This window comes from Halosimplex rarum, assembly GCF_047715405.1.
Classification (GTDB): domain Archaea; phylum Halobacteriota; class Halobacteria; order Halobacteriales; family Haloarculaceae; genus Halosimplex; species Halosimplex rarum.
The window spans coordinates 1,252,243-1,272,090 of sequence record NZ_CP180412.1 but is presented as its reverse complement, the minus strand read 5'-3'; the positions used below and the strand labels follow the sequence as shown (position 1 = coordinate 1,272,090).

General features: G+C 68.2%; 19 protein-coding genes. 8 read left to right on the top strand and 11 right to left on the bottom strand.

Annotated elements, in window-relative coordinates:
- Positions 1–100 precede the first annotated feature (100 nt).
- The 3 genes from ACMGFH_RS06155 (at position 101) to ACMGFH_RS06145 (ending at position 3,945) form a co-directional block, all read left to right on the top strand.
- Positions 101–2,707: a heavy metal translocating P-type ATPase gene (locus ACMGFH_RS06155; RefSeq protein WP_415383209.1), complete on the top strand. Its 2,607-nt coding sequence runs from the start codon at positions 101–103 to the stop codon at positions 2,705–2,707.
- Positions 2,708–2,923: 216 nt separating this feature from the next.
- Complete coding sequence (locus tag ACMGFH_RS06150; RefSeq protein ID WP_415381963.1) at positions 2,924–3,442, top strand: halocyanin domain-containing protein; 519 nt, start codon at positions 2,924–2,926, stop codon at positions 3,440–3,442.
- 89 nt (positions 3,443–3,531) lie between these two features.
- Positions 3,532–3,945, top strand: a complete 414-nt coding sequence (locus tag ACMGFH_RS06145) for a VOC family protein (RefSeq protein ID WP_415381962.1) — start codon at positions 3,532–3,534, stop codon at positions 3,943–3,945.
- A 3-nt stretch (positions 3,946–3,948) separates the two neighbouring features.
- On the opposite strand, the gene purD is transcribed toward ACMGFH_RS06145, so the two are convergent.
- Positions 3,949–5,262, bottom strand: coding sequence for a phosphoribosylamine--glycine ligase (gene purD / locus ACMGFH_RS06140; RefSeq protein WP_415381961.1), 1,314 nt, complete (start codon positions 5,260–5,262; stop codon positions 3,949–3,951).
- 104 nt (positions 5,263–5,366) lie between these two features.
- Between purD and ACMGFH_RS06135 the strand changes: the two genes are divergently transcribed.
- Positions 5,367–7,526: a thioredoxin domain-containing protein gene (locus ACMGFH_RS06135; RefSeq protein WP_415381960.1), complete on the top strand. Its 2,160-nt coding sequence runs from the start codon at positions 5,367–5,369 to the stop codon at positions 7,524–7,526.
- 52 nt (positions 7,527–7,578) lie between these two features.
- Here the strand turns inward: ACMGFH_RS06135 and ACMGFH_RS06130 are convergent, their stop codons facing one another.
- Positions 7,579–8,019: a thioredoxin gene (locus tag ACMGFH_RS06130; RefSeq protein WP_415381959.1), complete on the bottom strand. Its 441-nt coding sequence runs from the start codon at positions 8,017–8,019 to the stop codon at positions 7,579–7,581.
- A gap of 52 nt (positions 8,020–8,071) precedes the next feature.
- Entirely contained in the window at positions 8,072–8,512 is a 441-nt protein-coding gene (locus tag ACMGFH_RS06125) for a DUF488 family protein (protein WP_415381958.1), read from the bottom strand.
- Positions 8,513–8,647: 135 nt separating this feature from the next.
- On the opposite strand from ACMGFH_RS06125, the gene ACMGFH_RS06120 reads away from it, so the two are divergent.
- Both ACMGFH_RS06120 and ACMGFH_RS06115 read left to right on the top strand, forming a co-directional pair.
- Positions 8,648–9,670, top strand: coding sequence for a hypothetical protein (locus ACMGFH_RS06120; protein WP_415381957.1), 1,023 nt, complete (start codon positions 8,648–8,650; stop codon positions 9,668–9,670).
- Between the two features lie 312 nt (positions 9,671–9,982).
- Positions 9,983–10,891, top strand: a complete 909-nt coding sequence (locus tag ACMGFH_RS06115; protein WP_415381956.1) for a PLP-dependent cysteine synthase family protein — start codon at positions 9,983–9,985, stop codon at positions 10,889–10,891.
- A gap of 39 nt (positions 10,892–10,930) precedes the next feature.
- Here the strand turns inward: ACMGFH_RS06115 and ACMGFH_RS06110 are convergent, their stop codons facing one another.
- The gene (locus ACMGFH_RS06110; protein WP_415381955.1) at positions 10,931–11,698 is read right to left on the bottom strand and encodes a zinc ribbon domain-containing protein; all 768 of its coding nucleotides are present in this window, start codon (positions 11,696–11,698) and stop codon (positions 10,931–10,933) included.
- 123 nt (positions 11,699–11,821) lie between these two features.
- On the opposite strand from ACMGFH_RS06110, the gene ACMGFH_RS06105 reads away from it, so the two are divergent.
- Positions 11,822–13,573 (top strand): MutS-related protein, encoded by a 1,752-nt coding sequence (locus ACMGFH_RS06105; protein ID WP_415381954.1) that lies wholly within the window; start codon positions 11,822–11,824, stop codon positions 13,571–13,573.
- Positions 13,574–13,591: 18 nt separating this feature from the next.
- Here ACMGFH_RS06105 and ACMGFH_RS06100 read toward each other — a convergent pair whose 3' ends face one another.
- The 3 genes from ACMGFH_RS06100 to ACMGFH_RS06090 all read right to left on the bottom strand — a co-directional run bounded on the left by ACMGFH_RS06100 (position 13,592) and on the right by ACMGFH_RS06090 (position 14,745).
- Entirely contained in the window at positions 13,592–13,732 is a 141-nt protein-coding gene (locus ACMGFH_RS06100) for a hypothetical protein (RefSeq protein ID WP_415381952.1), read from the bottom strand.
- Positions 13,733–13,866: 134 nt separating this feature from the next.
- The gene (locus ACMGFH_RS06095; RefSeq protein ID WP_415381951.1) at positions 13,867–14,211 is read right to left on the bottom strand and encodes a hypothetical protein; all 345 of its coding nucleotides are present in this window, start codon (positions 14,209–14,211) and stop codon (positions 13,867–13,869) included.
- A 351-nt stretch (positions 14,212–14,562) separates the two neighbouring features.
- Positions 14,563–14,745 carry a hypothetical protein gene (locus tag ACMGFH_RS06090; RefSeq protein ID WP_415381950.1) on the bottom strand — a complete coding sequence of 61 codons (183 nt, stop codon included), beginning with the start codon at positions 14,743–14,745 and terminating at the stop codon, positions 14,563–14,565.
- Between the two features lie 150 nt (positions 14,746–14,895).
- On the opposite strand from ACMGFH_RS06090, the gene ACMGFH_RS06085 reads away from it, so the two are divergent.
- Positions 14,896–15,126: a hypothetical protein gene (locus tag ACMGFH_RS06085; protein WP_415381949.1), complete on the top strand. Its 231-nt coding sequence runs from the start codon at positions 14,896–14,898 to the stop codon at positions 15,124–15,126.
- 68 nt (positions 15,127–15,194) lie between these two features.
- On the opposite strand, the gene ACMGFH_RS06080 is transcribed toward ACMGFH_RS06085, so the two are convergent.
- The 4 genes from ACMGFH_RS06080 to ACMGFH_RS06065 form a co-directional block, all read right to left on the bottom strand.
- The gene (locus ACMGFH_RS06080; protein ID WP_415381948.1) at positions 15,195–15,506 is read right to left on the bottom strand and encodes a CGCGG family rSAM-modified RiPP protein; all 312 of its coding nucleotides are present in this window, start codon (positions 15,504–15,506) and stop codon (positions 15,195–15,197) included.
- 67 nt (positions 15,507–15,573) lie between these two features.
- Positions 15,574–17,481: a DEAD/DEAH box helicase gene (locus tag ACMGFH_RS06075; protein ID WP_415381947.1), complete on the bottom strand. Its 1,908-nt coding sequence runs from the start codon at positions 17,479–17,481 to the stop codon at positions 15,574–15,576.
- Between the two features lie 584 nt (positions 17,482–18,065).
- A complete protein-coding gene (locus ACMGFH_RS06070) occupies positions 18,066–18,830 on the bottom strand; it encodes an IclR family transcriptional regulator (protein ID WP_415381945.1) in 765 nt (254 codons plus the stop codon).
- Between the two features lie 93 nt (positions 18,831–18,923).
- Positions 18,924–19,787 (bottom strand): fumarylacetoacetate hydrolase family protein, encoded by an 864-nt coding sequence (locus ACMGFH_RS06065; RefSeq protein WP_415381943.1) that lies wholly within the window; start codon positions 19,785–19,787, stop codon positions 18,924–18,926.
- Between the last annotated feature and the right edge of the window lie 61 nt (positions 19,788–19,848).

The window sequence follows — 19,848 nt, the reverse complement described above, 5'->3', positions numbered from 1 at the left end:
AAATCCACCATTGGACTTCACTTCCAAAATCTAGCCACGATATTGCCTTCGTTACGAAGGGACAAACCGCATGAACGGGGAGCCCCTAGAGATAGACAAGATGAGTGAGCGCAGGGAACGACTGGAACTCCACGGGATGAGCTGCGCGAACTGCTCGCAGACCATCGAGGAGTCGGTGGGATCGCTCGACGGCGTGTCGGAGGTCGACGCGAACTTCGCGACGGACGAGGGGAGCGTCACGTACGACCCCGAGACCGTCTCGCTCGGCGAGATCTACGACGCCATCGAGGACGCGGGCTACGAGGCCGCGAGCGAGACGGTCACCGTGGCGATCACGGACATGACCTGCTCGAACTGCGCGGCCTCGAACGAGGAGTCGCTTCTGGGTACCCCTGGCGTCGTCGACGCCGACGTCAACTTCGCGACCGACGAGGCGAAGGTGACGTACAACCCCGCCGAAGCGTCGGTCGAGGACGTCTACGACGCCATCGAGGACGCCGGCTACTCGCCCGTCCGCGCTGTCGACGAGTCGGAGGGTCAGTCGAGCCAGGAACACCAGGACGCGGCGCGCAACGAGGAGATCCGCCGTCAGCGGAACCTGACGCTGTTCGGCGCCGCACTGTCGCTCCCGCTCCTGGCGATGCTCGCCGGCCACCTGTTCGCCCCGGCGTGGATGGAGGCCACCTTCGAGGGGATCCCGCTCGGCTGGATCGCGTTCGCGCTCGCGACGCCGGTCCAGGTCCTGCTCGGCAAGGAGTTCTACGAGAACTCCTACAAGGCGATCGTCAGGAACGGGACGGCGAACATGGACGTGCTGATCGCGCTCGGCTCGTCGACGGCGTACCTCTACTCCGTGGCGCGGCTGCTCGGGTTCCCCGGCGAGGGGCTGTACTTCGACACCGCCGCGCTCATCCTCGTCTTCATCACGCTCGGCAACTACCTCGAAGCCCGCTCGAAGGGCCAGGCGTCGGAGGCGATCCGGCAGCTACTGGAGATGGAGGCCGACACGGCCACGCTCGTCCGCGACGACGGGACCGAGGAGGAAGTCCCGCTCTCGGAGGTCGAGGTCGGTGACCGCCTGAAGGTCCGCCCGGGCGAGAAGATTCCCACCGACGCCGAAGTGGTCGACGGCGACAGCGCGGTCGACGAGTCGATGGTCACCGGCGAGTCGGTTCCCGTCTCGAAAGGGCCCGGCGACGAGGTGATCGGGTCGACGGTCAACCAGAACGGCGTGCTCGTTGTCGAGGCGACGAAGGTCGGCGAGGAGACGGCCATCCAGCAGATCGTCCAGCGCGTCAAGGACGCCCAGAGCCGCCAGCCGGAGATCCAGAACGTCGCCGACCGCATCTCGTCGTACTTCGTCCCGGCGGTCATCGTGAACGCGCTGTTCTGGGGCGCCGTCTGGTACGCGTTCCCCGAGGCGCTGGCCGGCTTCGTCACGTCGCTCCCGCTTTGGGGGCTCGCCGCGGGCGGCCCGACGGCAGTCGGCTTCTTCGAGTTCGCCGTGGTCGTCTTCGCCTCCGCGGTGCTCATCGCCTGTCCCTGCGCGCTCGGGCTCGCGACGCCCGCGGCGACGATGGTCGGGACTGCCATCGGCGCCCGCAACGGCGTCCTCTTCGAGGGCGGCGACATCCTCGAACGCGTCCGCGACGTCGACGCCGTCGTCTTCGACAAGACGGGGACGCTCACGAAGGGCGAGATGGAACTGACCGACGTGGTCGCGCTCCCAGCGACGGACGGGGGAAGTGTCGACGGTGACGTGGCCGTCGACGGAGGCGCCCTCGCCGAACCCGAGGCCACCGAGGAGTTCGTCCTCGAAGTCGCTGCGAGCGCCGAGTCGGCGAGCGAACACCCGCTCGCCGAGGCCATCGTCGAGGGCGCCCGCGAGCGCGGCATCGACGTCGAATCCCCGGAGGACTTCGAGAACGTCCCCGGTCACGGCGTCAGGGCGGCGACGAGCCACGGTCGCGTCCTCGTCGGCAACCGGAAGCTCCTGCGCGACGAGGGCGTCGACGTCGAACCGGCCGCCGATGCGATGGACCGCCTCGAACGCGAGGGGAAGACGGCGATGCTCGTCGCGCTCGCCGACGAGGGCCGCGACGAGTACCGACTCCTCGGCGTGGTCGCCGACGCCGATACCGTCAAGCCGAGCGCCCGCGACGCAGTCACGGCGCTGCGCGAGCGCGACGTGGACGTGTGGATGATCACCGGTGACAACGAGCGGACGGCGACGGCAGTCGCCGAGGAGGTGGGGATCGACCCCGACAACGTCATGGCGAGCGTGCTGCCCGAGGACAAGGCCGAGGCCGTCGAAGACATCCAGGCCGACGGCCGGCGGGCGATGATGGTCGGTGACGGCGTCAACGACGCGCCGGCGCTCGCGACCGCGTTCGTCGGTTGCGCCATCGGCAGCGGCACCGACGTGGCCATCGAAGCCGCGGACGTGACCTTGATGCGCGACGACCCGCTGGACGTGCTGAAGGCCATCCGCGTCTCGGAGGGGACCCTCTCGAAGATCAAGCAGAACCTCTTCTGGGCGCTGGGCTACAACACCGCGATGATCCCGCTCGCCTCGCTGGGCCTGCTCCAGCCGGTGCTCGCGGCCGTCGCGATGGCCGTCTCCAGCGTCTCGGTCCTCGCCAACAGCCTCCTCTTCCGCCGGTACACGCCCGACGAAGACTACCGGCTCCTCGGCTTCCTGCGCTGAGCGGCGTGTCGCGCGTCTCGTTCAGCTTTCTCGTCGAAAACGTTGTTCGGATACCGGCCGACTGCGACGGCCACGGTACCGTAGCTATATAAAGAACGTACCGAACCAGTTCCCCTCTAAACGGCCGAATTAACGGCTTTCGGAGCTCATATCCCGAATTTGCGCAACCGAAATTGCGAACTCTCTTTTGTGTGCTCTCCCTAGATGAGACACGAGATGACCAGAGAGATTCAGCGCCGACGGTTCCTGGGTGGTATCGGAGCGATCGCAGCCACCGGCGTACTCGCGGGATGTACGACGGAGACCAGCGACGACGGCGGAGACGGAGGCGGTGACGGGGGTACTGACGGCGACGGAGGCGACGGGAGCGGTGGCGGCACCGTCCCGTCGGAGGTATCCGACTATCTCTCGGAGACCTCGAACTTCGACGGCGAGATAGCGGACCACACCGGCGAGGACGAGGTCACCGTTGCTGTCGGTGCCGAGGGGAACACCGGGAACTACGCGTTCGACCCCGCCGCGATCCGGATCGACTCCGGGACGACTGTCGTCTGGGAGTGGACCGGCGAGGGACAGGCCCACAACGTCGTCCACGAAGAGGGGAACTTCGAGAGCGAGACCACCGCGGACGAAGGGTTCACCTTCGAGGAGGAGTTCGGCGAGAGCGGGACCTATCTCTACTACTGTCTCCCGCACGAGAGCCTCGGGATGAAAGGCGCCGTCGTCGTCCAGTAGGGGGGACGACCGGTCTTCCGCGTCGTAGGTCCCGACCGACGCACCACGTCAGCCGTCGATTTTTTGACGAGTTCGGCACATTACCGACCGTGACTACCGACCACGCCGACCCGGAGCGCGCCGGGCAATTGCATCACCTCGAACTGTGCGCCTCGGACCTCGATGCGTCCGTCGACTTCTGGGACTGGCTACTCACGGCGCTCGGGTACGACCGAAAAGACCAGTGGGACGGCGGCAGGTCGTGGGAGAACGGACCGACGTACGTCGTGCTCGTGCAGGCCGAGGCCGCGGACCACCCGTTCGACCGGCGGGAGCCGGGGCTGAACCACGTCGCGTTCCACGCCGCCTCGCGCGAGCAGGTCGACGGCGTCACCGCCGGGATCCGGGAGCGCGACGACGCGTCACTGCTCTACGAGGATCAGCATCCGTACGCCGGCGGGTACTACGCCCTCTACTGCGAGGGCCCCGAAGCGATCAAAATCGAAGTCGTCGCGCCCGAGTGAGCGTTACTCGCCGCGCAGTTCGGCCACGTGATCGATGCGCTGCTGGACGAGGTCGGGCTTGCCGATGTCGTGGCGGATGCGGACGCCGTCTCCGGCCGCCGCGAGCGCGTCCTCGGCTATCTCTTCGGCGGCCTCGATCGTGTCTGCGAGGCCGACGACCGCGAACGAGCGCGAGGTCGTCGTATAGATGCCGTCGTCGCGCTCGTCGACGGACGCGTAGAACAGCAGTGCCTCGCCGTCGGTGCCCTCGGCCGCGGCAGCCGCGCTCTCCTCGTCGACAGTGACTTTCGCGCCGCTGTCGGGGTCGGTCGGGTAGCCCTCGGGGACGGCGTACTTGCAGACTGTCGCCCGCGGGGCGAAAGAGAGTTTGGGGAGCGACTCGCCGTCGCGCGCGGCCGTCAGCACGTCGAGGAAGTCCGTGTTGAGCACCGGTAGCGTGTTCATCGCCTCGGGGTCGCCGAAGCGGGCGTTGAACTCGACGACCTTGATGCCCTCGCTGGTGAGCATGAACTGGCCGTAGAGGACGCCCTTGTACCCTTCCAGGGCGTCGACGGCCGCTTCCAGCACGTCGACGGCCTCCATGTAGTCGTCCTCGTCCATGAACGGGAGATCGAGCGTCGCGTCGGAGTAGCTGCCCATCCCGCCGGTGTTAGGCCCCTCGTCGCCCTCGTAGGCGCGCTTGTGGTCCTGGACGGCCGGCGTGACGCGGACTTCTCCGTTGGCGACGAGCGCCTGGACGGTGAACTCCTCGCCGACGAGGCGCTCTTCCAGGACGATCCGCTCGTAGTCGGACTCGCGAACGTACTCCTTGGCTTCCTCTTTGGTGATCTGGTCGCCGGTGACGCGGACGCCCTTGCCGCCGGTGAGGCCGGCGGGCTTGACCGCGAGGTCGCCGTCGTATTCGTCGATGTACTCGGCGGCGGCGTCCATGTCCTCGAAGGTCTCGAAGTCCGGACAGCCGGGGATGTCGTGCTCGCGCATGAAGCGGCGCTGGAACGCCTTGTCCGTCTCGATGCGGGCTTCGGCTTCCCGGGGACCGAACGCGTAGACGCCCGCGTCGTCGAGCGCGTCGGCGACCCCGGCCGCGAGTGGGGCTTCGGGGCCGACGACGGCCAGGGTGGCGTCGACCTCGCGGGCGTAGGAGGTGACCGCGGTGGGGTTCGTCGTGTCGAGCGACTCGAATCCCTCGGCGATCCGGGCGATGCCGGGGTTGCGGTTGCCCGCGCAGGCGTACAGGTCCGCGTCGGACTCGGCGAGCGCGCGAGCGACGGCGTGCTCGCGGCCGCCGCCACCGACCAGCAGGACTGTTTCTGTCATACGCGTAGGCCCGCATCCGGTCACCGTAAGTCCTGCGTTTCGACCGATATCGGGCCGCTCACCACTCCGCCGGGGTTTACTGTCGGGACCGCTTACCCCTCGGTATGACCGACGACGCCGACCCCACTGCACGCAACCGGCTCGACGAGGAGGAGAGCCCATACCTCCGCCAGCACGCCGACAACCCCGTCAACTGGCAGCCGTGGGACGAGCAGGCCCTCGACGCGGCCCGCGAGCAGGACAAGCCCATCTTCCTCTCCATCGGCTACGCCGCCTGCCACTGGTGCCACGTCATGGAGGACGAGAGCTTCCAGGACGAGGACGTCGCGGCGCTGCTGAACGAGCACTTCGTCCCGATCAAGGTCGACCGCGAGGAGCGCCCCGACGTCGACAGCATCTACATGAGCATCTGCCAGCAGGTGACCGGTCGCGGCGGCTGGCCGCTCAACGCGTGGCTCACCCCCGACGGAGACCCCTTCTACGTGGGGACGTACTTCCCGCCCGAACCCAAACGGAACGCCCCCGGTTTCCGTCACCTCCTCGAAGACATCAGCGACTCCTGGATCGACCCCGAGGAACGCGAGGAGATGGAGGACCGCGCGCGACAGTGGACCGACGCCATCGAGAGCGATCTAGAGGAGACCCCAGACCAGCCCGGCGAGGTACCGGCCGAGGACGTGCTCGAATCGACGGCCAGCGCCGCACTCCGCGGGGCCGACCGGGAGTTCGGCGGCTGGGGACGCGGCCAGAAGTTCCCACAGTCCGGTCGCCTGCACGCGCTGATGCGCGCCCACCGCGAGGGCGGCCGCGACGCCTACCGCGAGGTCGTCTCCGAGACGCTCGACGCGATGGCCGACGGCGGCCTCTACGACCACGTCGGCGGCGGGTTCCACCGTTACACGACCGACCGCGAGTGGGTGGTCCCCCACTTCGAGAAGATGCTCTACGACAACGCCGAACTCGCCCGCGTCTTCCTCGCCGGCTTCCAGTTCACCGGCCGCGAGCGTTACCGTGACACCGCCCGCGAGACTCTGGAGTTCGTCGAACGCGAACTCACCCATTCTGAGGGCGGGTTCTACAGCACGCTCGATGCCCAGAGTGAGGGAGAAGACGGCGAACGCGAGGAAGGCGTGTTCTACGTCTGGACGCCTGAGGGTGTCGAAGACGCCGTCTCGGAGTACGGTCCCGCCGCCGGACTCTCCGACGACGATACCGACCTCGCCGCGGACCTGTTCTGCGACCGCTTCGGCGTCACCCCGACCGGTAATTTCGAAGGACAGACCGTCCTGACCCTGAGCGCGCCCGTCGAGGGACTCGCCGACGAGTACGACCGTGACGAGGACGAGGTCGAGGAACTGCTTCGCGCGGCGAAGTCGGCCGTCTTCGAGGCGCGCGAACAGCGGCCGCGACCGCCCCGCGACGAGAAGGTCCTCGCCGGGTGGAACGGCCTCATGATCTCCGCGTTCGCCGAGGCTGCCGTCGTGGATTCGGAATCGTGGGCCGACACGGCAGTCGGCGCGCTCGATTTCGCCCGCGAACATCTCTGGGACGAGGACGCGGGCCGACTCCGCCGGCGCTTCAAAGACGGAGACGTGCGGATCGATGGGTATCTCGAAGACTACGCCTTCCTCGCGCGCGGCGCGTTCGACACCTACCAGGCCACCGGCGAGGTCGAGCACCTCGCGTTCGCCCTGGACCTCGCCCGGACTATCGAGGAGGAGTTCTGGGACGCCGATGAAGAGACGCTCTATTTCACGCCCGCGAGCGGCGAATCGCTCGTGGCGCGACCGCAGGAACTTGCCGACCAGTCCACGCCCTCCAGCGCGGGCGTCGCCGCCGAACTCCTGCTCGCGCTCGACCACTTCGTCGCCCACGACCGATTCGAGTCGGTCGCCGCGGACGTGCTCGGGACGCACAGCAACCGGATCGAGACCGACCCGGTCCAGCACCCGTCGCTCGCGCTCGCCGCGGACACCTACCGCTCCGGGAGTCACGAACTCACGCTCGCGGCCGACACAGTTCCGGAGGAGTGGCGCGAGACGCTCGCGACGACCTACGTCCCGCGCCGCCTGCTCGCGCCGCGGCCGCCGACGGACGACGAGCTCGCCCCGTGGCTCGACTCGCTCGACCTCGACGACGCTCCGCCTATCTGGACCGGCCGCGAGGCGCGCGACGGCGAGCCGACGGTGTACGCCTGTCAGTCGCGGGCGTGTTCGCCGCCAAGCCGCTCCGTCGCGGACGCGCTGGAATGGTTCGACGAGTGAGAGCGACGGCGAGAGAGATCAGAGAAAGCCGACCGCGAGGGGTCCGGGACCGTCAGACCGAGTTGGCCAGCGCTTCGAGTTCGCGGCCGAGGTAGACGGCGATCGGGACCGGTTCTTCCTCGACGAACCGTGCGACTTCTTCGCCCTCGCGCGCTCCCGGCTGATCGCCGGTCGCGCCGTCCGATGCGCTCCGCGCATCGCGCTCCACCACGACCGTCGGGATGTACTCGATGTCGTACTCTTCGACCTTCGGGCCGGTCTTGCTGCCGTCGTCTTCCTTCTCGACGGCGTACTCCTCGATCCGGGAGTCGGGGACGCCGGCGGCGTCGAGCGCCGCGCCGAAGTCCGGCAGTTGCGAGCGGCAGTCGATACACCAGTCGCCGCCCCAGACCTTGTACGTGACTTCGTGTCTGAGCGCCGCGAGCACGTCGACCGTCTCGGCGTAGGCCTCCTCGGTCCACACCGGATTCGGCTCCATGGTCTCCAGTGACATACGCTCCCTTACCGGGCGGGGTGGCTTAACGACAACGCTCCGTTCACCGCAGCTACTCGCCCCCGATTCCGGCCCGCTCGCGGATCACGTCGTCGAGGATCCGCCGGTGACAGCGCTTCGATTCCCCCTCGAAGCAGACGAGCGCCACGGTCTCGCCGTTCGCGACCCGCTCTGCGAGCGCGTCGACAGCCTCCCGGGCCGCGTCGTCGTTCGCGACGTGCTCGCAGTACCGGGTCCCGAAGTCGGTCTCCACCCAGGCGGCGTTGTGGGCCTCCTCGTCGCACAGCCCCTGCATCTGGAGGGCCTCTTGCCGGTCTTTCGTCTCCGAGAGGAGCGACTCCGGCGGGCCGAGCGCCGGTACGTTCTCGTCCACGAGCGCGCTGAACCACCCCGTCGGTCGCCGGACGACGCCGAACAGTCGCGCGTCGTCGGGCACGTCGGCGATGTCGTGCTGGAGCGCGGCCGCGTAGGTGTCCGTAACGGTCCCCGTCACGTGTCGGTCTCCGGGCGAGACGGCGGAAAACGTTTCGACGATACGGGCGGCCACTGCGCGAGATCAGACGGGATCGGACGGGCGGTGCAGTGATTCTACGGGCGTCGTCGGCGGCGTTCAGTCCTTTCCGGTGAAGTGGCCCTGCTCGTCGCGTTCCTGCTCCTGGGCGGAGTTCTTGCCGCCGCGCGAGCGGGCTTCCTGCGTCAGACCCTGCGTGTTACCGCCGCTGCTCTGGGAGCTGCTACTCTGGTTGTCGCCGCGGTCGCTCTGGTTCGAGCGGTTCTGATTCTGCTGACCCTGTTGGTACTGCTGGCCACCGCGCTGCTGGGACTGCTGGCCACCACGCTGCTGGGACTGGTGGCCGGTGAACTGGCCCTGCTGGTCGCGCTGCTGGGACTGAGCGGAGTGCTGGCCGCCCATCGATCGACCCTGTTGACCACTGAACTGCTGGCCGCCCTGCTGATATCGCTGCTGGCTCTGCTGGCCCTGCTGGTGTCGCTGCTGACTCTGTCGGTGTTGCTGGCCGCCCTGCTGACCGCTGAACTGGCCCCGCTGGTCACGCTGCTGGGACTGGGCGGACTGCTGGCGGCCGATCGACCGACCCTGCTGACCGCCGAACTGTTGACCCCCTGGCTGCTGGCTCTGCTGCTGGTCTCGCTGCTGGTGCTGCTGGCCTTGATGGCCGGTGAACTGGCCCTGCTGGTCACGCTGCTGGGACTGGGCGGAGTGCTGACCGCCGATCGACCGGCCCTGCTGGCCGCCGAATTGCTGACCCTGCTGCTGATGTGGCTGCTGACCCTGCTGCTGATGTGGCTGCTGACCCTGCTGCTGATGTGGCTGCTGACCCTGCTGCTGATGTGGCTGCTGACCCTGCTGCTGATGTGGCTGCTGACCCTGCTGCTGATGTGGCTGCTGACCCTGCTGCTGGTAGTTCTGTTGGCCGCCAAACTGCTGGCCCTGTTGCTGGTTTGGCTGCTGACCTCGATGGCCCTGCTGACCTTGCTGCTGGCCACCCTGCTGATATCGCTGCTGGTTCTCCTGGTGTGGCTGCTGACCTTGCTGCTGCTGGTACTGCGGTCCTCCCTGCTGCCGGGCCTGACGGCTCTGCCGTTGACCCTGGTGGCCGGTGAACTGGCCCTGCTGGTCGCGCTGCTGTGAGTGTGCCGAGTGCTGGCCACCCATCGAACGGCCCTGCTGCTGGTCGTGCTGGCTCTGCTGTCGACGGTTGTCGTTGTTGTAGGACATTGTTGAACTCGGACGGCTGTGACCGAGCGACGAGCGTGGCTCGTCGAACGGTTCGACTCGACGTTGTTCGACCAGTCACATGCGGGTTCGGCCTGCAATAGAAACCCGCCTACGGCGGCCGGTTCGCCGGCCAACGGCCCGGTGACGTTCCCTGTCCGTCACGGACGGCCGCACTGCCTGCCGCTGCCGCGGCCCATTTAAGCGGCTGCGTCGTATTCCGCAGTAGTGTACTCGAGCATCCTCGACACGATCGGGTCGCCGCTGGTGGAGGTCGACGCGCCGGCGGGCGCCACCATCGCGGCGAAAGTGGAATCGTACAACCCCGGGGGATCCGCCAAGGACCGGCCGGCGAAGGAGATGGTCGAGGCCGCCGAGCGCGACGGGGTGCTCACCGAGGGCGACGCCCTCGTCGAGCCCACCAGCGGCAACACCGGCATCGGGCTCGCCGTCGTCGGCGCCGCGAAGGGCTACGACGTGACGCTCGTCATGCCGTCCTCGAAGTCGCCCGAGCGCCGACAGATCATGCGCGCCTACGGCGCCGAGATCGAACTCGTCGACGGCGACATCTCCGCAGCGAAAGACCGCGCCGACGAGCTAGAGTCCGAGAACGGCTTCGTCCAGCTCCGCCAGTTCGAGAATCCGGCGAATCCCGAGGCTCACTACCGCTCGACGGGTCCGGAGATCCTCGACGAGGTCGGCGACCGGGAGATCGACGCCTTCGTCGCCGGGGTCGGCACCGGTGGGACGCTCACCGGTATCGGCCGCCGCCTTCGCGAGAAATTCCCCGACCTCGAGATCGTCGCCGTCGAACCGGCGAGCAACGCCGTCCTCTCCACGGGCGAGGCCGGGGACGACGACTTCCAGGGGATGGGACCCGGCTTCGTCAGCGACAACCTCGACCGCGAGTTGATCGACGACGTCGAGACGGTCGAACTCGACGCCGCCGAAGCCGAGTGTCGCCGCCTCGCCCGCGAGGAGGGGATCCTCGTGGGCCAGTCCTCGGGCGGCACGAACCTGGCCGCGAAACGCGTGGCCGAGCGGCTCGCAGCCGACGACGCCGTCGAGGACCCGCTGGTCGTCACCGTCTACTGGGACAGCGGCGAACGCTACATGTCGACCGGGATGTTCGACTGACGCCGCCGGGCCGCAACTCGACGCCGCCCTGTCGTCGCGCTACTCCTCGATGCCGCCCGCGTTCGATTTCCCGTCCGCCGCTTCACCGGACCGGTCCCCCTTCGTCCCGCGTTCGCTCTCCCGTGCGGCTTCGAACGCCCGGAGCTCGCCGCTGACCCGACCGTCGGCCTGGCCGTGCATGTACCGACCGAGCACGGCCGCGAGCCCGGCGACGAGGAGGGCGACCGCCGTCACGGTGCCGAGGGCGATCTGCAGGTCGTCGCTCGCGGCGCCCTCACCGCCGAATCGCAGGCCGAGCGGGACGAGAGCGGTCCCCGCCGCGATGAGATAGAGGCTGCGGGCGAACGCCTCGGCCGGGACGCGGGCCCGGGCGAGATACGCCGCCGGCGCGAGCCAGCTGCCCAGGAACACCAGCGGCGCGGTCCAGACCGACAGGGGGCGGACCGTGCTCACGAGGAACAGCCCCAGTGGCGCGAGCGGGACGGCGACGGCGAGGCCGGCGACGACCATGACGCGTCCGGAGGCTCGCCGCTCACCCCCCTCGGCGGTGAGGAACTCCGGACGCTCGCCCTCGTCGAACAGCCCGTCAAGTTCCGAGAGGTCGACCGCCCCCTCGTCGTCGCCGATCGGCGTCTGGCAGTGCGGACAGAACCGCGCGCCGTCCGGCAGTGTCTTCCCGCACTCGGGACAGGGAAACGCCGGCGGCTGCTCGCCCGCAGATCCGGCGCCGTCCGACACGTCGCTGGCGTCGTCGGGCGCGTTACCGGCGCCCTCGCCGTCGTCGCGTTCGTCCGCCGGCTCGGTCATGCCACCCCCTTTGCGCCCGGTCGACAAGAATCCCGGTCACGGAGCGGTCGACCAGCGTCGCTCGCGACGATGAGGGGGCGTCGACGAGAAACGACTATACCGGCGCACGCCCACGCCACTGCCATGCGACTGGAGGACTACTGGGGAATCGGGCCGAAGACCCGGGACCTGCTCGCCGAACAGCTGGGCGTCGAGCGGGCGCTGGCCGCCATCGAGTCGGCGGACACCCGGGCGCTGGTCGACGCCGGCCTCTCGCAGGGGCGGGCGACGCGCATCCTCCGGCGGGCACAGGGCGGCGAGGCGATGGACGTGCTCGCCACGCGGGACACCCGCGAGGTGTACAAGGAGATCCTCGACCTCGCCGGCGAGTACGCCCTCACCGAGGACGCGGCCAGCCGGATCCGCATCCTCACGCCGCTGGGCGCCCGCGAGGAGATGGCCGAGCGCATCGACCGCATCCTCGAAGCCCGCGACTCGTGGACTGCGCTGGACGACGAGACCCGGGCCGCTGTCGAGGACGCCTTCGAGGACAACGCCGCCGGCGGCGAACTCGCGGCCGTCCGGACCGCGCTCGCGCTCTCGGAGGCCGGCGTCTCCGCAGGCGTCTTCGAGCCGATCGCCGACCTGGACGACGAGGCGCTCGCCGACGCGGCGGCCGCGCTCGCTGGGCTCCGGAGCGGCGGCGACAGCATCGGCGAAGGGGCCGACGACCGACTCGACTCGCTCCGGGACGCGCTGGCGAGCGTCGAGGACATGGCGGCGACGCCCGAGAGCGTCGCCGAGGAAGTTCAGTCGGGCGCTCGCGGCCCGGACGACTTCCGCGAGACACTCGTTCGCCACGTCACGAGCGAGACCGAAGTCGACGTGACGCGTGTCCGCGAAGCGATGCCCGGAGAGGCGACCGACGCCGGCGACTTCGTGGCCGAGACGCTCCGCTCGCTGGCCGGCGACCTGCGGACGGCCGTCGACGAACGAGAGGTCGAAGTCGCCGACAGGCTCGAGGGGACGATCGAGACGGCGAGAACGGAGATAGACGCCGCGGTGACCGCGGTCGACGACGTGGCGCTGTACGTCTCGCTCGCCCGATTCGCCGACGCCTACGACCTCCAGCGGCCGACGTTCGTGGATCGAGAGACCGTCGCCGTCGAGAACGCACGCAACCTCTCGCTGGTCGCCGGGGGCGTTCCGGTTCAGCCCGTCACCTACGGCATCGGCGACCACGACCTCGGCATGACAGGCGCCGACGCGCCGCCGCGGGACCACCGCGTCGCCGTGCTCACGGGGGCCAACAGCGGCGGGAAGACGACGCTGCTGGAGACCCTCTGTCAGGTGCAGCTGCTCGCCCAGATGGGGCTGCCCGTTCCCGCCGACAGCGCCGAGGTGGGCGTCGTCGACGCCGTCGTCTTCCACCGCCGTCACGCGAGTTTCAACGCCGGCGTGCTCGAATCGACGCTCCGGTCGGTCGTGCCGCCGCTGACCGACGAGGGTCGGACGCTGATGCTCGTCGACGAGTTCGAGGCCATCACCGAACCCGGTAGCGCCGCCGACCTGCTCCACGGCCTCGTCCGGTTGAGCGTCGACCGCGGCGCGCTGGGCGTGTTCGTCACCCACCTCGCCGACGACCTCGAACCCCTGCCACCGGAGGCCCGCGTCGACGGCATCTTCGCCGAGGGGCTGACGCCGGACCTGGACCTGGAGGTCGACTACCAGCCACGCTTCGAGACGGTGGGGCGGTCGACGCCCGAATTCATCGTCTCGCGGCTGGTCGCCAACGCCGGCGACCGCAGCGAGCGGGCGGGCTTCGAGACTCTCGCCGAAGCGGTCGGCGAGGAAGCCGTCCAACGGACGCTCTCGGACGCCCGCTGGACGGCGTGATCGGACGGATCGGATGACTCAGACCGTCCCGACCGTCGGGAGATCGCCGTCGTCCCCGGCGTCGTCTCCGCTCTCTGCCTCGCTGTCCGTACCAGCGTCTGTCGATCGTCGATGCTCGTCGTCGGCCGACTCGTACTCCGGCGCGATGATGCACAACATTGCTCTCACCAGGCTCTCCGGCGGGGATCGAACCCGCCGCTCCGGCGCGAGGCCGGCGTCACACCGCTGTGACCGCGGAGAGCAGGGGGTCGGGACGGCCCGTTCGCCGGGCCGTCGTCGATAGTTGCGGCCGTTCACGATTCGTCCGCGTCGGTCGCGTCGACTACGTCTGTGGCATCTGCCGCGTCTGCGACCAGGACGGTCGCCTCCATGATGCCGAAGCCGTCTTCGAGCGTCTCGCGGACGGCGTCGGCCTCGGGCGCGTGGTCGGGGAAGACGAGCCAGACGGTGGCCGTCACCCGGATGTCGGTCGCGCGAGGCGTCACGTCAGTCACGCCGGTGACCTCCGCCGTCTCGACGCCGTCGACGTCCGCGACGACCGTTCGGACGCCGCTCTCGAGGTCCGCCATGGTGTCCCGGGGGACCCACAGGTCGACTTCCGCCGTCGATTCCACCGCGGTTGTGGCATGGACTGCCATAGGCGCCCGGCGCGAGTCGAACGCGCGTCGCCTGAGCGACCGCCGTGCGGGCGTCGAAGCGCGCAGTGATGCCTCTCTCCGGCAGCGCTGGCGCTGGTTCGCCGGCCGCGCTCCCCGTCCGAGCCGGACGCGGCGACAGAGGCCGCGTCAGCGACTGGGGACCTGGGGAGCGTGGACCGGGCGTGCGTGGGCCGATGGGGGGACAGCGAAGCGCGGATCCATCGGTGGGACGAAACCTGTCGTCACGCGAGACGGGCCGGTGGCCACGACGTCGGGGTCACAGGAAGAGCCGAGATCGGCTCGAACCGACAGCCGTCGACCGGACTGGGAGCCCGGGCGGCCCGCGGGGTTTCACGCGGCGACGGTCGGTTCGAGCATGCGGTTGCCCCCTGCAGACCGACCGATCGCCAGATCCTCCCCGCTGGGATTCACTGCACCGACGTCCGCCGTGACGGCGGCGTCGGCGCAACCGGCGCTGCCGCCATACGGGCCGTGGGCCCGGGCGAACGCCGGTGACGCAATGAGGTCGATCATTCGGGATCACCGCTCGCACCGTAGTGGTGGAACGTACTCGATACGTCTACACGGGAATATATTAAATTTTTTGCACGTATGCGAGGCTCTGTCATGCACGGAACTTTCGGGAGGGCCACACTTATGGGCCAGATACTCGAAGTGGGAGGTATGCAGAAACGTCTGAAGCGCATCCTGAGTCGTGCTCGCTACGCAGCCATGGGCGCCGCCGTCGGCGCCGGAATCGGCGGCCTCGTCGGCCGCAACGCCGCCAGTACCGGCGGCGCGCTCGGCGCCATCGTCGGCGCGACCATCGGCGAGAAACGCGTCACCGTCGACTCGTTCATCGACGACGTAAAAGAGCGGCGAGCCGAGCGAGTGGAACTGGCCGACGAGGAGTGACGACCGGGCCGTCCGCCGCGGCCGACCCGCTTAACGCGTAACGGCCGGGCGATACCGGTTCGCGGCGCTCAACCTTGTTCTTCGACGTGGAGTCGGGTAACGTGTCCTCCGCAGCCACACTGTTCGACGTACTCGTAGCGGACGGCGTCGCCGAACGCCTCCGCGAGTTCGTCGTAGAGATACGTCTCGGGGTGGCCGTGGTCGCCATGGGTGACCAGGTTGACGTGGTTGCCCGGCGCCGTGTGGTCGACGGCATCGAGCGCCTGTGAGACGACGAGTTCGCGGTCCTCGCCGTGGTGGGGCTTCTCCAGGTTTGCCGACCAGGAGTTCTCGTGGACGTGGTCGGTCACGGGTTCGACGTCGTCGTGGCTGACGGACATGTGTCTTCATAGCCGCTCCACGCGGTAACCCGCAGCGCCGAATATGTTCGACCGGATCGTGGGTGCGTCAGACCGCGGACTCGTCCTCGCCTGAGCCGTCTCCGTCGCTGTCGGCGTCGTCGGCCTGATCCCCGCCGTTTTCATCGTCCTCCGGGTCACCTCCGTCGGGCTCCTCGACCGTCTGCTCCTGAACCTGGACGCCTTTCCCGGCGAGATACCGCATCTGTCGGCGGGCGAACTCCTCCTCGCGGGCGCCCTGGGTCGCGAGCACGTACATCAGCGCCCGGCCTGCGGGTCGCATCGTTCGTCCCGCGCGCTGAGTCCCCTGCCGGCGCGACCCGCCCAGCCCGGAGGCGACGATGGCGAGCGACGCGTCGGGGAGGTCGATCCCCTCGTCGCCCACGCGGGAGACGACCAGCGTCCGCAGCGATCCGTCGCGGAACTGCTGGAACAGCCGTTCGCGTTCGTGATGTGGCGTGTCGCCGCTGACGAACGGCACGTCCAGGGCGGACGACAGCTCGCGGCCCTGGTCGAGGTAGTCGACGAAGACCAGCGCCTTCTGCTCGGGGTGCCGTGAGAGGATCCGGCGCGTCTCGTCGACCTTCGCGGGGTTCGACGCGGCGATCTGCCGACGTTCGTGGCCCTCGCTGCCGACGTACTCGTTGCGGTGGTCGTCGTCGGTCCAGGGGACGTACCGTATCTCGACGCGCGGCTCGGCGACGAATCCGTCGTCGAACAGCGAGTCCCAGTCCGTGCCGATCGGCGGGCCGATGAGCGTGAAAATCTCCTCCTGCAGGTCGTCCTCGCGGACGGGCGACGCGGAGAGCCCGAGGCGATGACGGGTCTGGAGGTTCGCGCTCCGGCGGTAGACATCGCTGGGGACGTGCTGGACCTCGTCGTAGACGATGAGCCCCCACTCGCGCGAGTCGAAGAGGTGCCGATGGCGGTCCATCCCCGCCGTCTGGTAGGTGGCGATTGTGACCGGCCGGATGTCCTTCTTCCCGCCGTGGTACTCGCCGACCTGGGACTCGTCGAGGGTCGTGTGGGCGAGAACCTCATCGCGCCACTGCCGAACGAGTTCGCGGCTCGGTACCAGGATCAGCGTCTCGCCGCCGACCCGCTCCAGGATACCCATCGCGGCGACCGTCTTGCCGCTCCCCGGCGGTCCGACCAGCACGCCGGATTTGGTCTCCATGAACCGCCCGACCCAGTCGTGCTGGTAGTCTCGCAGTTCGAGCGTCAGCGAGAGATCGAGCGGATCGCCGGACTCCAGGTCCCGCTCGTCCTGGACGGGATACCCCGCCTCGTAGAGGATCCGCTTGACCTCGGCGGTGGCCTCCTCGGCGACCCAGCTCTCGGTGTCGGAGATGGGCGCCCTGAGGTGCGTGTCGTCGAGTTTCTGCCGCGCGACGTTGCCCATCAGGTTCTCCGTCGCCGCTTCGAGCACCGTGTAGCCGTCCTCGTGGGTGCGAAGCGTGAACTGGTGGGCGCGCTTCCACTGCTCGGCGATCCACTCTTCGAGGTCGGGATAGCGCTGTGGCAGCACGTCGCGGACGGTGCCGAGGAGGTCCTCGACGTCGTCGTACGGCGCCTGCCAGATGTCCGAGTCCGCGATCTCGTAGACGTACCCGCTGTCGCCGTTGGTGTCGACCAGGCGGGCGAACTGCGATAGCTGGGCGCGGGTGAACTGCGCGGGCCTGTCGACGACGATCTGCCGGCGGTTCGGGAAGACGACGAACCGCTCGCGGTCGGCGTACTCCGTCCACTCGGCCGGATACCACACCGTGGGGTCCTGGGAGACGTCCCGGCTCACGGCCCCGCCATTGCGTTCGAGGGAGGCGAGCCACGTCTCGGCGTCTTCCCGCGATTCGTCCAGGCGACGCGCGATCTCGTCGGTCGTCAGGACTGGACGACCCGCCCGTTCGATCGCCTCGTGGAATCGATCGAGCGACGCGCCGTCCTGGTCGTCTGTCACACTCGCCCGTTAGCCGCCCCCGGACAAGGTGCTTTCGTCTGCTCGGTTCGTAGCCCCGAACCCAGCGGAATTAGCACTAGCTACCAGATACCAATATATTATTGGTATCGTATGATTAGAAGGCCACAATCCGTTCCGATTCAGATCGCGATCGCGAACTCCCAGTTCTCGGTACGTGACTAATAATGCATAATGGACGTCTTCGAACCCTAGTAGCCGGATTTTGAAAATTCCAGGTTTTTTCAGTCTGGCTGTCTCGACTGAGCAGTTAGCTAATCCGAATCTATCCGGTGAATTCGGATATACACCTAATATACCGGTTTGAGACGGGAAAGGCCGTGATCGAACGGAGAGTGTGCCGAAAGTTCAGCACCGTGGTGAACTTATATAAGAATTCGAAGTATATAGGCATCTATTCAGATGTGCGATATCAATTTCGAATCGCTCGGGATTCACGTCGAAACGTGGAACCGCGGTCGTCTACGAGGAGGCGGTTGGCGCAGTCCGACCGGTGGGTCGGAACCGGAGTCGGTGGTGGGCCATTAGATCGCTCGCGCTGGACGTCGACGGCGCGGGCGGTGCCGCTACGAGTACGTGACGTTCAGTTCGAGGACGTTCGCGGTCTCGAGGACTCGCTTCGGGAGTTCCTCGCGGAAGCGTTCGTTCTCGAAGCGGTGGGACGGGCCGGAGACGCTGATCGCGCCGAGGACGCGGTCGTCGTTACTGAGGACCGGCGCGGCGACGCAGCGCAGTCCGGACAGGCGTTCCTCGTCGTCGAACGCGACGCCGCGCTCGCGGATCTCGGCGAGCGTCTCGGACAGTTCGTCGCGGTCGGTGACGGTCCGGTCGGTGGTTGCTGGCAGGCCGTGACGCTCGATTATTTCGTCGACGCGCTCCTCGGATAGGTGCGCGAGGATCGCCTTGCCGAGGGCCGTGCTGTGCAGGCAGACGCGGTTGCCGACGTGCTCCTTCACGCGGACCGCGTTCTCGCCGCGGGTCCGGTAGAGGTAGGTCCCCTTGCCGTGCTCCTCGACGAGGAGGTTGCAGAGTTCGCCCGTCTCGTTCGCGAGGCGGTCGAGTTCGGGGCGGGCGATCTCGAAGATCTGCGACTGGTTGCGGGCGTACGCGCCGTGTTCGAGGAACCGCAGGCCGATGCGGTACTGGTCGTCGACCTTGACGACGTACGCCTCCTGTTCGAGCGTGCTCAGGTAGTTGTGGACGGTGCTCTTCGGGAGGTCGAGGTGCGTCGACAGCTCCGTCACTCCCGCCCCGCCGAGCTCCTGGAGGCCGCCGATGATCCGAAACGTTCGTTCGACCGACTTTACCGTGTTTCGCGCGGACTGCGCCATATCGAGCGAGAGACACCCCGCTGTCTTAATCGTTCTGCAATCGCAAACGACCGTTCAGATATTCACTCGCCTCCGAGAAAATCCCTCGCAGCGTCAGACGGTCGTCACTGGGTTAGTAAGCGTACCGATCCCCTCGATGTCGATCTCGACCTCGTCGCCCTCGCGGAGGGTGAAATCGCCCTCGGGGACAAGCGCCGTTCCGGTCAACAGAACAGTCAGCTCCGGGACGACGTTGTGCCGGGTCAGGTAGGAGGTGAGCTCCTCGCACGTGCGGACCATCTCGCCAGTGTTCGTGGTTCCCTCGTAGGCGACCTCGCCGTCGCGGTGGATCTGCATCGTCATCTCCAGATCGTGGGGGTCGTCGACTTCAGCGCGGGAGACGACGCAGGGGCCGAGCGAACAGCAGCGGTCGTAGACCTTGGCCTGGGGGAGATACAGCGGGTTCTCGCCCTCGATGGAGCGGCTGCTCATGTCGTTCCCGATAGTGAACCCGACCATCTCGCCGTCGTAGAGGACGACGCCGAGTTCGGGCTCGGGCGTGTCCCAGGTGGAGTCGGCCCGGATGCCGACGGCCTCGTCGGGGCCGACCGTCCGGCTCGGCGTCGCCTTGAAGAAGATCTCCGGGCGTTCGCTCTCGTAGACGTCGATGTACACGTCGGGTTTGTCGCTCTCCTCCTGGCGCGCTTCCTCGCTGATCTGGTAGGTGACGCCCGAGGCCCAGACCTCGGGCGGTTCGACGGGCAGGACGACGTCGTCGCCGTCGAACTCGATCGGTTCGGCGTCGTCGAGGTACGCCTGGGCGCTCTCGTCGAGGCCCTGTCGCGTCTCGTCGGCGCTCGCGAGCAACTCCCCGACTGTCGCGGGGCCGCCCGACGCGCTCGTCAGGTCGTAGGCCGTCTCTCCGTCGGACGCTACCAGCCGCTGGTCGTTCCCCCGCGTCACTCGGAAGTATCTCATACTCTGTACGGTCTGTTGGACAGGCAGTATTTAAGTGTGCCGGGCGTGACTCCCGAACGCG